Annotated in this window: 10 protein-coding genes; 6 read left to right on the forward strand and 4 right to left on the reverse strand. The window is 60.7% G+C overall.

The annotated features are described in order from the left end of the window. Nucleotides 1-48 precede the first annotated feature (48 nt). The 6 genes from HHJ18_RS05840 to HHJ18_RS05865 are packed head-to-tail and all read left to right on the forward strand — an operon-like array spanning nt 49 to nt 5,108. Nucleotides 49-525 (forward strand): MarR family transcriptional regulator, encoded by a 477-nt coding sequence (locus HHJ18_RS05840; RefSeq protein ID WP_296912588.1) that lies wholly within the window; start codon nt 49-51, stop codon nt 523-525. Nucleotides 526-533: 8 nt separating this feature from the next. Next, nucleotides 534-1,388: an enoyl-CoA hydratase family protein gene (locus HHJ18_RS05845; protein ID WP_296912653.1), complete on the forward strand. Its 855-nt coding sequence runs from the start codon at nt 534-536 to the stop codon at nt 1,386-1,388. Between the two features lie 30 nt (nt 1,389-1,418). Beyond that, nucleotides 1,419-2,600: an acyl-CoA dehydrogenase gene (locus HHJ18_RS05850; protein WP_296912591.1), complete on the forward strand. Its 1,182-nt coding sequence runs from the start codon at nt 1,419-1,421 to the stop codon at nt 2,598-2,600. After that, the gene (locus HHJ18_RS05855; RefSeq protein WP_296912593.1) at nt 2,597-4,279 is read left to right on the forward strand and encodes an AMP-binding protein; all 1,683 of its coding nucleotides are present in this window, start codon (nt 2,597-2,599) and stop codon (nt 4,277-4,279) included. Before HHJ18_RS05850 ends, HHJ18_RS05855 begins: the two co-directional genes overlap by 4 nt. Beyond that, entirely contained in the window at nt 4,276-4,716 is a 441-nt protein-coding gene (locus HHJ18_RS05860; protein ID WP_296912596.1) for a thioesterase family protein, read from the forward strand. Before HHJ18_RS05855 ends, HHJ18_RS05860 begins: the two co-directional genes overlap by 4 nt. Further along, entirely contained in the window at nt 4,716-5,108 is a 393-nt protein-coding gene (locus HHJ18_RS05865) for a RidA family protein (protein ID WP_296912599.1), read from the forward strand. Before HHJ18_RS05860 ends, HHJ18_RS05865 begins: the two co-directional genes overlap by 1 nt. Nucleotides 5,109-5,154: 46 nt before the next feature. Here the strand turns inward: HHJ18_RS05865 and HHJ18_RS05870 are convergent, their stop codons facing one another. From HHJ18_RS05870 to HHJ18_RS05885, 4 genes are all read right to left on the reverse strand, one after another. Next, nucleotides 5,155-6,867 (reverse strand): PAS domain-containing methyl-accepting chemotaxis protein, encoded by a 1,713-nt coding sequence (locus tag HHJ18_RS05870; RefSeq protein WP_296912601.1) that lies wholly within the window; start codon nt 6,865-6,867, stop codon nt 5,155-5,157. A 258-nt stretch (nt 6,868-7,125) separates the two neighbouring features. Further along, nucleotides 7,126-8,847, reverse strand: a complete 1,722-nt coding sequence (locus tag HHJ18_RS05875) for a methyl-accepting chemotaxis protein (RefSeq protein WP_296912604.1) — start codon at nt 8,845-8,847, stop codon at nt 7,126-7,128. 116 nt (nt 8,848-8,963) lie between these two features. Continuing rightward, nucleotides 8,964-10,691 (reverse strand): methyl-accepting chemotaxis protein, encoded by a 1,728-nt coding sequence (locus HHJ18_RS05880; RefSeq protein ID WP_296912607.1) that lies wholly within the window; start codon nt 10,689-10,691, stop codon nt 8,964-8,966. Between the two features lie 205 nt (nt 10,692-10,896). Next, complete coding sequence (locus tag HHJ18_RS05885; protein ID WP_296912609.1) at nt 10,897-12,669, reverse strand: PAS domain-containing methyl-accepting chemotaxis protein; 1,773 nt, start codon at nt 12,667-12,669, stop codon at nt 10,897-10,899. Nucleotides 12,670-12,692: the final 23 nt, after the last annotated feature.

The following is a 12,692-nucleotide window of genomic DNA, read 5'->3' on the forward strand; positions in this document are numbered from 1 at the left end:
TAACCACGGGCGCAAGCAGCTATTAATTACATAGCAAAAGGAAAAGCAATGGACATGGAAGCACGCGGCCGCAGCGAACACCCTGAAGCCCTGCGGCTCTGGCTGCGGCTGCTAACCTGCACCCAACTGGTCGAAAAGCAGGTGCGCAGCCAGCTGCGCGAGCAGTTTGACACCACGCTGCCGCGCTTTGACCTGATGGCGCAGCTCGAACGCAAGCCCGAAGGCCTGAAGATGAACGAGCTGTCGCGCCGCATGATGGTGACGGGCGGCAACATTACCGGCATCACCGACCAGCTGGTGAACGAAGGCCTGGTTGAGCGCGTGGAAGTAACCGGTGACCGCCGCGTCTGTCGCGTGCGCCTGACGCCGCTCGGGCGCTCGCAATTTGACGCGATGGCCAGGCAGCACGAAGGCTGGATCGTCGCCGCCTTTGACGGCCTGGCCCCGCCTGAAGTCGAAGCCCTGCACCGGCTGCTGGGCAAGGTCAAACAGCATTTCAACGACACCCCACTGGAAACCGCATGAAGCCCACCATGACGCATTCCCTAGGCCAAAGCAATCCAATGCGCGCGCAGTTTGATGCACTTGCGAGCTACCAGGCCAGGCATTTCGCCTACGCTTTTGACGCCGGCGTCGCCACGCTGACGTTGAACCGTCCGGAGCGCAAGAATCCGCTGACTTTCGAGTCCTACGCCGAACTGCGCGCGCTGTTTCGCGCGCTGAACTACGCCACCGACGTCAAGGTGGTGGTGCTGACGGGTGCCGGCGGCAATTTTTGCTCGGGCGGCGATGTGCATGAAATCATCGGTCCACTGACGAAAATGAGCATGCCCGAACTGCTGGACTTCACCCGCATGACGGGCGATCTGGTGAAGGCCATGCGCCTGTGTCCGCAGCCCATCGTGGCGGCGATTGACGGCATTTGCGCGGGGGCAGGGGCCATGCTGGCGCTCGCGGCCGACCTGCGGTTGGGCACTGCACGCACCAAAACCGCCTTCCTGTTCACCCGCGTGGGCCTGGCGGGCGCCGACATGGGCGCCTGCGCGCTGCTGCCGCGCCTGATCGGCCAGGGCCGCGCGTCGGAGCTGCTGTTCACCGGCCGCACCATGAGCGCCGAGGAAGGCCTGCAATGGGGCTTTTTCAATGCGTTGCATGATCCCGACGCGCTGCTGAGTGCGACGCAGCAATTGGCGCTGCAGCTTGCCAGCGGACCGACCTTTGCCCACGGCATGACCAAGACCATGCTGCACCAGGAATGGGCCATGACGCTGGAGCAGGCGATAGAGGCCGAAGCGCAGGCGCAAGCCATTTGCATGCAGACGCAGGACTTCCAGCGGGCCTACCAGGCGTTTGCGGCCAAAGAAAAACCCGTGTTCCAGGGCGATTAGGCGCACCAGCTTATCAAAACTTTTTTCAGTATGAAATCACCAACCGGCCACCTCACCCTGCCATTTTTTGATGCAGTTCACCGCGAGCTCGGGCTGCGGCTGGCCGAGTGGATTCCACGGCAACACGTCGACGAAAGCGATGACCGCCAGGCCTGCAGGACGTGGGTCAGTCTGCTGGGCGAGCACGGCTGGCTGCGCTACTGCGTGCCGGCCGGCCCCGACGGCGCCTTGGGCGGCGCACTGGCCAGGCTCGACTCTCGCGCGCTGGTTGTTTTGCGCGAAACGCTGGCCTTCCACTCGCCCTTGGCTGATTTTGCATTGGCCATGCAGGGACTGGGCAGCGGCGCCATCACGTTGGCGGGTACGCCAGCGCAGCAAGCGGCATACCTGCCAGGAGTCGCCAGCGGAGAAAAAATCGCGGCCTTCGCGCTGAGCGAGGCCGATGCCGGCTCCGACGTCGGCGCCATGACGACCAGCGCAGTTCAGCAGGCAGGTGGCTGGACCCTCAACGGCAGCAAGGCCTGGATCAGCAACGGCGGCATCGCTGATTTTTATGTCACCTTTGCCAAAACCGATCCGGTTGCGGGCACGCGCGGCATCAGCGCCTTCATCGTCGACGCGGATACTGCGGGACTCGACAGCAGCGAGCACATCGTCGTGATGTCGCCGCACCCGCTCGCCACGCTGAAATTTGCCCACTGCCAGCTGCCTGAGAGCGCGCAGCTGGGCACGCTGCATGGCGGCTTCAAGCTGGCGATGCAAACGCTGGATATTTTCCGCGCCTCGGTAGCGGGCGCCGCGCTGGGCATGGCGCGCCGCGCCCTCGCGGAGGCCGTACAGCATGCCAAGCAACGCAAGCTGTTCGGCCAGCGGCTGGCGGACTTCCAGCTGACGCAGGCCAGACTCGGCGAAATGGCGGCGCTGGTCGATGCGGCCGCGCTGCTGACCTACCGCGCCGCCTGGCTGCGCGACGAAGGCGAACGACTGGGCAGCGCCACGCGCACCACGCTTGAGTCGGCCATGGCAAAAATGACCGCCACTGAAAACGCCCAGCGTGTCATCGACATGGCGCTGCAGCTGCACGGCGGCCTGGGCGTGAAGGTCGGCAGCAAGGTGGAAAGCCTGTACCGCGACATCCGTTCGCTGCGCATCTATGAAGGCGCCACCGAGGTACAGCAACTCATCATCGGAAAGGCGGTACTGCACTCATGACTGCTTCCTCTTTAACCTCCTCTTTCACTCCCACTATTACTTCCCCCACGCTGGACTCCCCCACAGCAGCGTCTGCGCAGACCGACCGTTTCGTGCACGATCGCCTGCCCACACCGGCGCAGTGGCCCAAGCTGGTCTACCCGCTGCCTGAATTGCGGATTGCAGCCCAGGCCAATCTGGTGGACAGTCTGTTCAGCCAGGCTGCACGTAACGGGCACGCGAATCGGCCGCTGCTGCGCTCGGACCAGATCACGCTGAGCTATGCCGAGGCACTAGACCGCGTCAACCGGATTGCCCAGGTATTGATCGAGGACTTCAAGCTGGTGCCGGGCAACCGGGTCTTGCTGCGTGGCGGCAACTCCATTGGCATGGCACTGGCCTGGCTGGGTGTGGTGCAGGCCGGGCTGGTGGCGGTGGCGACCATGCCGCTGTTGCGCGCCAAAGAACTGGGCGACATCATCGAAAAGGCCCAGCCGGTGCTGGCGCTGTGCGACGCCGGGCTGCTGGACGAATTGCACACCGCCCAAGCGCAGAGCGCCACGCTGCGCACCGTCATCCCCTTCAACCTGATGAACGAGCCTGGCTCACTGGCCGTGCTTGCAGCGCAAAAAGATGGCCACTTCCGGCCCTGTCCAACCTCCAGCGATGACATCGCGATGATGGCCTTCACGTCAGGAACCACCGGCAAACCCAAGGCGGCCGTACATACGCACCGCGACGTGCTCGTCGCCTGCGAGGCCTGGCCGCGTCATGTGTTGAAGGCAACGCCTGAAGACATCGTCATCGGCTCGCCGCCGCTGGCCTTTACCTTCGGCCTGGGCGGTCTGCTGGTGTTTCCGATGTGGGCCGGCGCGTCGGTTTACTACCCCTCGACTGCCTACACACCCGAGGCCATGGTCCAGCTGATCAAGCAGGCGGGTGCGACGATCTGCTACACCGCCCCGACGCTTTACCGTCAGATGGCGCCCTTTGCCAGGCAGCATTGCCTCCCCGCCCTGCGGCTCTGTATCAGTGCCGGCGAGGGCTTGCCGGATGCCACGCGCCAGCTTTGGAAAGACGCCACTGGCATCGAAATAATCGACGGCATCGGCGCCACCGAAATGTTTCATATCTTCATCTCATCAAAGGGGGAGGACGTGCGGCGCGGCGCGATTGGCCGGGTGGTGCCCGGCTACAGCGCCCGCGTGGTCGACGAAGACGGCGTTGAAGTGCCGCGCGGCACCCTGGGCAAGCTGGCGGTGATAGGCCCGACCGGCTGTCGCTACCTCGACGATGCACGCCAGGGCAACTACGTCAAGGACGGCTGGAACTACCCGGGCGATGCGTTCGTGCAGGATGCCGATGGCTATTTTTTCTACCAGGCCAGAGCCGATGACATGATCATCACCGCAGGCTACAACGTGGCGGGGCCGGAGGTTGAAGACGCCCTGCTCAACCATCCCGCCGTGGCCGAGTGCGCGGTGATCGGCCTGCCCGATGCTGAGCGTGGCATGCTCGTCAAGGCCTTTGTAGTGCTCAAGCCCGATCAGCCAGCAGGCGACCACTTGGTCAAGGCCTTGCAAGACCATGTCAAGGCCACACTCGCGCCATTCAAGTATCCACGCCAGATCGAGTTTGTCGCTACGCTCCCCCGCACCGAGACCGGAAAACTGCAACGCTTCAAACTACGCCAGCCATGAAATTCACAACCGTAAAAAAAGTCCGTTTTCACCATTGCGATCCGGCAGGCATCGTTTTTTATCCGCAGTTTTATTATTTGCTGCACGAGGTACAGGAAGATTTTCTGGCCCACATCGGATTTGCTGAACACACCATGATTGAAGGCGGTGCTGGCGTGCCCATTGTCGACATGAAAACCGAATTTCTGGGCATGTGCCGCTATGGCGACGAACTCACGATGACGCTGGAGCTGACCCGCATCGGCAACACAAGCCTGGGCATGCACTATGAAATTTACGGCAGCCCCCAGGCAACGGGGGAAGCCGGCACCATCAAGTTAAGAGCCGATGGCGTGGTGGTTTATGCCCAGTTTCCGCGCGGCAAAGCCGTGCCCTTTCCTGAAGATTTGCGCAAGGCCCTGCAGCCCTACCTTCAGAGCTTTGCTGAAAGAGCGTGATGCAAAGAATTCAACCACCCGACTGGGCCGAACCCAGAGGCTACGCCAACGGCGTGCTGGCGCGCGGCAGCCTGCTATTCGTCAGTGGTCAGATAGGCTGGAACGCGCAGCAGCAGTTTGAAAGTGACGACTTCGTGGCGCAGACGCGCCAGACCCTGCAAAACATCGCCGCAGTGCTCAAGGCCGGTGGTGCCGGGCCCGAACACATGGTGCGCATGACCTGGTACGTGGTGGACCGGGTGGAATATCTCGCCAGGCTCAAGGAGCTGGGCGGCGTCTACCGTGAAGTTATGGGCAAGAACTTCCCCGCGATGACCTGCGTGCAGGTCGCGGGTTTGGTGGAAGCGCGCGCGCAGGTCGAAATTGAAGTCACGGCGGTGCTGCCCGACTAGCGCGGGGGGCAGCGGCTGCTCACCAAGCAGCTTTTTTTGCGTTGCATTAAAACACTTCCCACTCGCCGGCCTTGGCAAGCTGGGGAGCTGCCGCCTGCCGGCGCTGCGGCGCGGCAATCGCCTGCCTGACTTGTGGCGGCTGCATCGGCGCCATACGGTGATTTGAGGCGGACCTGCGCCGGGGCCCGGCCACCAGACGGGGTTGCCCTTTGTCGTGTTTGAATACGTTCACCCCCTCGACCAGCCCGCTGGCTTGCTCTTGCAGTGAGGCTGCTGCCGCGGCAGCCTCTTCAACCAGCGCGGCGTTTTGCTGCGTCACCTGGTCCATTTGCGTGATGGCCTGGTTGATCTGCTCGATGCCCGAAGTCTGCTCTTGGCTGGCCACGGTGATCTCGGCCATGATGTCGGTGACGCGTTTGACGCTGCCGACGATTTCGTCCATGGTCTTGCCGGCCTCTAGCACTTGCTTGCTGCCTTCTTCAACCTTGTCAACGGAGTCGCCTATCAGGGTCTTGATCTCTTTGGCGGCTGCAGCGCTTCGCTGGGCGAGGTTTCTGACTTCGGCGGCGACCACGGCAAAGCCGCGTCCCTGCTCGCCGGCTCTGGCTGCTTCAACGGCAGCGTTGAGCGCCAGGATGTTGGTTTGAAAGGCGATACCGTCGATCACGCCGATGATGTCGACGATCTTTTTGGACGAGCTGTTGATGGCGCTCATGGTGTCGACTACTTGGGACACGACGCGACCGCCTTTGACCGCTACGTTTGACGCGGACTCGGCGAGCTGGTTGGCCTGGCGGGCGTTGTCGGCGTTTTGCTTGACAGTACTCGTCAACTCTTCCATCGACGCGGCGGTTTCTTCAAGCGAGCTGGCCTGCTGCTCGGTGCGGGACGACAGGTCCATGTTGCCGGCGGCGATCTGGCTGGAGGCTGTGGCCACACTCATGGCGCGCTCAGCCACGTCGTCGACCAGTGAGTGCAGGTTCAGCCCTGCCTGGTTAACGGCGCGCAACAACATGCCTATTTCGTCTACCCGATTCAACCTGATGTTGCGGCCTGGTTGGCCGCTGGCGACCTTCTGGGCTTGTTCCAGAATGGCTGCCAGCGGCGAAGCCAGCTGCACCTCCAGCATCACTGCTCCGAGCACGGCACCTGCAAGCAGGCCTGCTGCCACAGCCACCAGAGATACGCCAGCCACCCCGACCGTCACGGCGGCAGCCAACGGTATCGCAACCATCAGCGCTGCGGCAAGCCGCACGCGCCAACGTGCGGGCATCACCTGAAACGTCGAGGTCCAAGCCATCCAACCCGTGCGGACAATAACCCCTTTGCGAAACGCGAGGCCACGCGCGCTTCCTTCGCGAAATCGCCGATACAAGTCCTCGGCTGCGCGCACTTCCTGCAACTCGGGCTTGGTACGTACCGACAAGTAGCCTGTCACCACGCCACCACGCTGAATAGACGTTGCGTTCGCGCGTACCCAATAGTGGTCCCCGTTCTGCCGCCGATTTTTAATCAGTGCCGTCCATGATTGACCGGCTTTCAAGGTGGCCCACATATCGGCGAAAGCCTGAGTGGGCATGTCCGGATGGCGGATCGCGTTGTGCAGCTGGCCCATGATTTCTTCACGGCTGAAGCCGCTGACTTCTACGAACGCCGAGTTGGCATAGGTGATATGGCTTTGGGTATCGGTCGTGGACATCAGCGTCACGTCGTCCGGAAACTGATACTCGCGCTGCGTCACGGGTTGGTTGTTTCTCATGCCAAACCTCCTCCCTTTTTAATAGGTTGATAGTGAATTTTTGAAGGACGACGCTGAAGGTCGCCATTAAACTCGCGAACGCCTTCATCGGGCCTAATGGTTTGACATAAAACAGATCAGCTAAGGCGACAACTTGCTACTGGGCTGTTTTTTTTCAGAACCACATGGCAGACAACGGCCCACTCAAGAAGAACTCAAAAGCGAGGGGCAGAACTATTCGCAACCCGCCATCGCCCATGAAATTTGTCAAACTACGATTTAAAACTCTTCCCACTCGCCAGCTCCGGCAGGCACTGCGGCCGCCAGCCGCCGGGACGGCAAAGCGCCAGCCACGCGATTGCGCTGCGCTGCGGCAATGGCCTGTTTGGCCCGTGGCGGCTGCACAGGTGCCGTACGCTGATGGGGGATGGCCACCGTCCGCTGCGGCGCGGCCACAGAGTTGAGTTGCGTCTGACCGAGCTTGAACACGCTGACGACTTGCGACAAGCCGCTGGCTTGCTCTTGCAGTGAGGCTGATGCCGCAGCGGCCTCTTCAACCAGCGCGGCGTTTTGCTGCGTCACCTGGTCCATTTGCGTCACGGCCTGGTTGATCTGCTCGATGCCTGAGGTCTGCTGCTGGCTGGCCACGGTGATCTCGGCCATGATGTCGGTGACGCGTTTGACGCTGCCAACGATTTCGTCCATGGTCTTGCCTGCCTCAGCTACCTGCTTGCTGCCTTCTTCAACCTTGTCAACGGAGTCGCCTATCAGGGTCTTGATCTCTTTGGCGGCTGCAGCACTTCGCTGGGCGAGGTTTCTTACTTCGGCAGCGACCACGGCAAAGCCGCGTCCCTGCTCGCCGGCTCTGGCTGCTTCAACGGCAGCGTTCAAGGCCAGGATGTTGGTTTGAAAGGCGATACCGTCGATCACGCCGATGATGTCGACGATCTTTTTGGACGAGCTGTTGATGGCGCTCATGGTGTCAACCACTTGCGACACGACGCGACCGCCTTTGACCGCTACGTTTGAGGCGGATTCGGCCAGTTGATTGGCCTGGCGGGCGTTGTCGGCGTTTTGCTTGACGGTACTCGTCAACTCTTCCATCGACGCGGCGGTTTCTTCAAGCGAGCTGGCCTGCTGCTCGGTGCGCGACGACAAGTCCATGTTGCCGGCGGCGATCTGGCTGGAGGCTGCTGCAATGGTGTTGGTGCCGATACGGACCTGGCCGACGATGCCGACGAGGCTGTCGTTCATGTCTTTCAATGCTTGCAGCAGTTTTCCCGTTTCGTCTTTTGTCGTCACTTTGATAAGACTGGTCAAATCGCCAGCGGCGACGGTCTGGGCTACCTTCACCGCAGCATCTATCGGGCCGGTAATACTGCGGATTATTGCTGTGGCAAGTAGGCTGACGCAAAGGACGGAAGCCAGCAGGACACCAATGATCAGCTGTTTCAAACGGGCAGCGTCTGCCTGTGCAAAAGATGCTGTATCGGTGGAGTTTTTTTCGATGAGATCGGATAACGCTGCCATTTCCTTTTCAACAGCGACGAATGTTTCCATGAACTTTGTCAAGCCGGCTTCACTTTTTTCGGGGCTGTCAAAGGCCAGCGCCACACCAGCCTGACTGGCTTTTAAATACGCGTCAACCAACGGGCGTACTTTGACTATTGCCAGCGCAATATTTGCCGTGAGCGGTAGTTCTTCATTAGCTTTGAGTGCATCCTGAAAAAATTTGAGGTGCTCCGCCAGTCCCTGCTCAATTGACTTTCGCTGATCGGCCTGTTTTAGGGTAGCCGCCAATGTCGCCGCCAGAATGTCGGCGCGCAATGCATCGTGCATCATGTCAGCCTCCATATGATTGCGCAGTGCTGCAGTCGCTGTGGAATTTTTCTGCAAAGCTCCTGCCATTTTGTATTCGCTCCAGAGGCTTGACGCGCCAATAGTCAGCAAAAATAGAATGGAGATCAGTGCAAACACAACCAGGCGTAACTTAATGCTCATGATCTACTCCAGACGTTGGTGATTAAATGCACTAACTCATCCCGCACAGTCTTAATAGATGCGGGACTGAAAAACCATGGCGCTAACAGCAGCCAACGAAACAATTTGAGGAAAATCTAGTACTCGGCTTCGGCAAGTTCACCAACAACGGAAAATTTTTGGCGCGGCGGCCCCTCAATGGCCTGCTTGGCACGCGGCGGCTGTTTGGGCGCTATGAGCGGCCTGAGTGTGCCGGTGTGCGGGGGCGCGACCACCCGATGACCCTGCTCGCTGTCCAGCCTGAACACACTGACCACCTGCGACAGTCCGCTGGCCTGCTCCTGCAGCGAAGCCGCAGTTGCGGCAGCCTCTTCAACCAGCGCGGCGTTTTGCTGCGTCACCTGGTCCATTTGCGTGATGGCCTGGTTGATCTGCTCGATGCCCGAGGTCTGCTCCTGGCTGGCCACGCTGATCTCGGCCATGATGTCGGTGACGCGTTTGACGCTGATCACGATCTCGTCCATGGTCTTGCCGGCCTCTAACACTTGCTTGCTGCCTTCTTCAACCTTGTCAACGGAGTCGCCTATCAGGGTCTTGATCTCTTTGGCGGCTGCAGCGCTTCGCTGGGCGAGGTTTCTGACTTCGGCGGCGACCACGGCAAAGCCGCGTCCCTGCTCGCCGGCTCTGGCTGCTTCAACGGCAGCGTTGAGCGCCAGGATGTTGGTTTGAAAGGCGATACCGTCGATCACGCCGATGATGTCGACGATCTTTTTGGACGAGCTGTTGATGGCGCTCATGGTGTCGACTACTTGGGACACGACGCGACCGCCTTTGACCGCTACGTTTGACGCGGACTCGGCGAGCTGGTTGGCCTGGCGGGCGTTGTCGGCGTTTTGCTTGACAGTACTCGTCAACTCTTCCATCGACGCGGCGGTTTCTTCAAGCGAGCTGGCCTGCTGCTCGGTGCGCGACGACAGGTCCATGTTGCCGGCGGCGATCTGGCTGGAGGCTGTGGCTATGGTGTCGGTGCCCTGGCGGACTTTGCCCACAATGGTGGCAAGTTTGGACTGCATGTTTTTCAGTGCGAAGAGTAAGCTGGCGTCATCGCCTGGACGAGTCCTGACATCAACACTCAGGTCACCAGCCGCAATAGACCAGAGAACTCGCGCGGCGTAAGCAGGTTCACCGCCCAATTGACGCTGCAACAAGCGAGCTACCCCCACGCCCAAAGCAATACTGACCGCGATGCCGCCCAAGGCCATGGCCACCATCAACAGGCGCGACGCTTCGTATGTGCCGATCGCTTTTTCCATGCTCGTCTTAGCCCGCTGGTCACTGCGCACCACCATGTGCTTGAGAACCTCTTCGAGTGCACGGGAATCCTTCAACAACTGCGCGCTGTCCTCAGCCACTCGGCTGTCAAACTGCGTACTGTCCAAGGACTGCCTGGAAACCAGCGCCACAAAATCAGTCAGGCGCTGTTTCAGCGGTGGAATCAGCCCCTCATACTGCCGATACAGCTTGTTGCCTTCGGTGTCCTCATCAAACAGGAACTTGACCTCAGCCATACGGGTTTCGAGATCAGTCACGGCGGACTTTATCCCCACCGCGTCGTATTTTCGCTCCCCTAGCGTGGAGGCCGAAAGCAGGCTCATTTGAGCCCGGCTGGCGTAAAGCAGATGGATGTTGGCCTCCTGGATGACCTTCAATGCCCGCATTTCGTGGCTGTAAAGACTTTCGGTTGAAGCACTAATACGCCCCATGTAAAAGATTCCAAGCCCACCTACCGCAGCACCCACCGCCGCAACGAGCAAGAAACTAAGCACTAGCTTGACGGAGACACGAAGCTGATAGAACCACTGCATTATTTTTTTCCTTTGAGATTCTGTTGATATCGAATCGTACTGGCAGGGATGACGGCTGATCAGACTTGAATATTTAGCACTTGGTGATCAGCGCAACTCCGAATCCTCATGACCGGGGCGGCGAGCGTACAGCTATGAAGCGGGATGCCGACATCCTGGCAAAGCAAGCTGACAAGCCTGCATGAACGAACGTCGGGTCATCAAACTAAAACTCTTCCCACTCGCCGGAAGGCGTGGCGGCCGCCAGCTGCCTGGACGGCATAGGCAAGCTGCCCCGCTTGGGTTTGGTTACGGTGATGGCCGGGTTGGCCGCCGGCGGCCGCCGGTGCGTGGGCTGCTGATGGCTCGCTACCGTGCGCCGGGACGGGATCGCGTCAATTTGCTGGCCGCCCTCGAGCCGGAATAAGCTGACCACCTGGCTCAAGCCGCTGGCCTGCTCTTGCAGCGACTGCGCCGCTGCCGCCGCCTCTACGACCAGCGCCGCGTTTTGCTGCGTCACCTGGTCCATCTGCGTGATCGCCTGGTTGATCTGCTCGATGCCCGAGGTCTGCTCCTGGCTCGCTGCCGTGATCTCGGCCATGATGTCGGTCACGCGCTTGACGCTGTCGACGATCTCGTCCATCGTCTTGCCCGCTTCAAGCACCTGCTTGCTGCCTTCTTCGACCTTGTCGACCGAGTCGCCGATCAAGGTCTTGATCTCTTTGGCCGCCGCCGCCGAGCGCTGGGCCAGGTTTCGGACCTCGGCTGCCACCACCGCAAAGCCCCTGCCTTGCTCGCCGGCCCGCGCCGCTTCGACCGCCGCATTCAAGGCCAGGATATTGGTCTGAAAGGCGATGCCGTCGATCACGCCGATGATGTCAACGATCTTTCTGGATGAGGTGTTGATCACGCCCATGGTCTGCACCACCTGGGCAACGACTTGGCCGCCCTTGACGGCTACGCCGGAGGCCGAGACCGCCAACTGGTTGGCCTGGCAGGCGTTGTCGGCGTTTTGCTTGACGGTGCTCGTCAGCTCTTCCATCGAGGCGGCGGTTTCTTCCAGCGAGCTGGCCTGCTGCTCGGTGCGGGACGACAGGTCCAGGTTGCCCGCGGCAATCTCGCTGGACGCCGTGGCCACCGCATCCACATTGGCGCTGATATCGGAGACCACCGCCAACAGGTTGGCGCTCATCTGATTCAAGGCGAGCAGCAGGGGTTTGGCCTCGTCAGTGGGATGTATCTCGAACTTGACGAGATCACCCCCGGCAATGGCTCGCGCCACTTTGGCGGCATTGTCCAAAGGACGGAAAACCGTGCGGACAAGGAAGTAGCCAAAGCCAGCCCAGGCCAGCGAAGAAGCCACGACACCAGCCGCAATAACATCAGGCACCCAATCGGCCTGGCTCGATGACATGGCCAGCAGACTGACTTCGCGCCAGGCCAGCCCCCCCAGCACCAGTGTCAGCGTGGCAGCCAGGGCCGTTGCCCCGAGAACCCGTTGAGAGATCGGAATTCGGCGCACGCCCGCCATGGGTGCAGCCCACAGCGGCTTGACCACTTCACCCCGGTGAATGCTTAACCCGGCTGCATGGCCCTCCCTGAACTTGCGATAAAGCTGCGCAGCCTCGACCACCTGCGAGGGTTCAGGTCTGTTGCGCACTGACATGTAACCCTGGGTCACGCCGTTCTGGCGTATCGGGGCGACGTTGGCCTGTACCCAGTAAAAGTCGCCATTCTTGCGCCGGTTCTTGACCAGACCGGTCCATGGCAGGTCGCTGGCCAGCGTTTTCCACATGTCGGCAAAGGCTTCTGCCGGCATGTCGGGATGCCGAAGAATGTTGTGCGCCTTGCCTGTCAGTTCGTGCAGGTCGAAGCCGCTGACCTCGACAAAGATCGGGTTTGCATAGGTGATGCGTCCCTTGAGGTCGGTGCGAGATACCAGCGCCTTGTCGTGAGGGATTTTGTATTCGTTGTTCGTGACAGGTAGGTTGACACGCATGGTGGGTATCTCCGTTTAAAGAC

Origin of the sequence: Polaromonas sp. (genome assembly GCF_012927455.1) — a bacterium.
GTDB lineage: Bacteria > Pseudomonadota > Gammaproteobacteria > Burkholderiales > Burkholderiaceae_C > Polaromonas.

Coding starts and splice junctions, on each gene's coding strand:
- HHJ18_RS05840 (WP_296912588.1), top strand. CDS start 49: ATGGACATGGAAGCACGCGGCCGCAGCGAACACCCTGAAGCCCTGCGG.
- HHJ18_RS05845 (WP_296912653.1), top strand. CDS start 534: ATGACGCATTCCCTAGGCCAAAGCAATCCAATGCGCGCGCAGTTTGAT.
- HHJ18_RS05850 (WP_296912591.1), top strand. CDS start 1,419: ATGAAATCACCAACCGGCCACCTCACCCTGCCATTTTTTGATGCAGTT.
- HHJ18_RS05855 (WP_296912593.1), top strand. CDS start 2,597: ATGACTGCTTCCTCTTTAACCTCCTCTTTCACTCCCACTATTACTTCC.
- HHJ18_RS05860 (WP_296912596.1), top strand. CDS start 4,276: ATGAAATTCACAACCGTAAAAAAAGTCCGTTTTCACCATTGCGATCCG.
- HHJ18_RS05865 (WP_296912599.1), top strand. CDS start 4,716: ATGCAAAGAATTCAACCACCCGACTGGGCCGAACCCAGAGGCTACGCC.
- HHJ18_RS05870 (WP_296912601.1), bottom strand. CDS start 6,867: ATGAGAAACAACCAACCCGTGACGCAGCGCGAGTATCAGTTTCCGGAC.
- HHJ18_RS05875 (WP_296912604.1), bottom strand. CDS start 8,847: ATGAGCATTAAGTTACGCCTGGTTGTGTTTGCACTGATCTCCATTCTA.
- HHJ18_RS05880 (WP_296912607.1), bottom strand. CDS start 10,691: ATGCAGTGGTTCTATCAGCTTCGTGTCTCCGTCAAGCTAGTGCTTAGT.
- HHJ18_RS05885 (WP_296912609.1), bottom strand. CDS start 12,669: ATGCGTGTCAACCTACCTGTCACGAACAACGAATACAAAATCCCTCAC.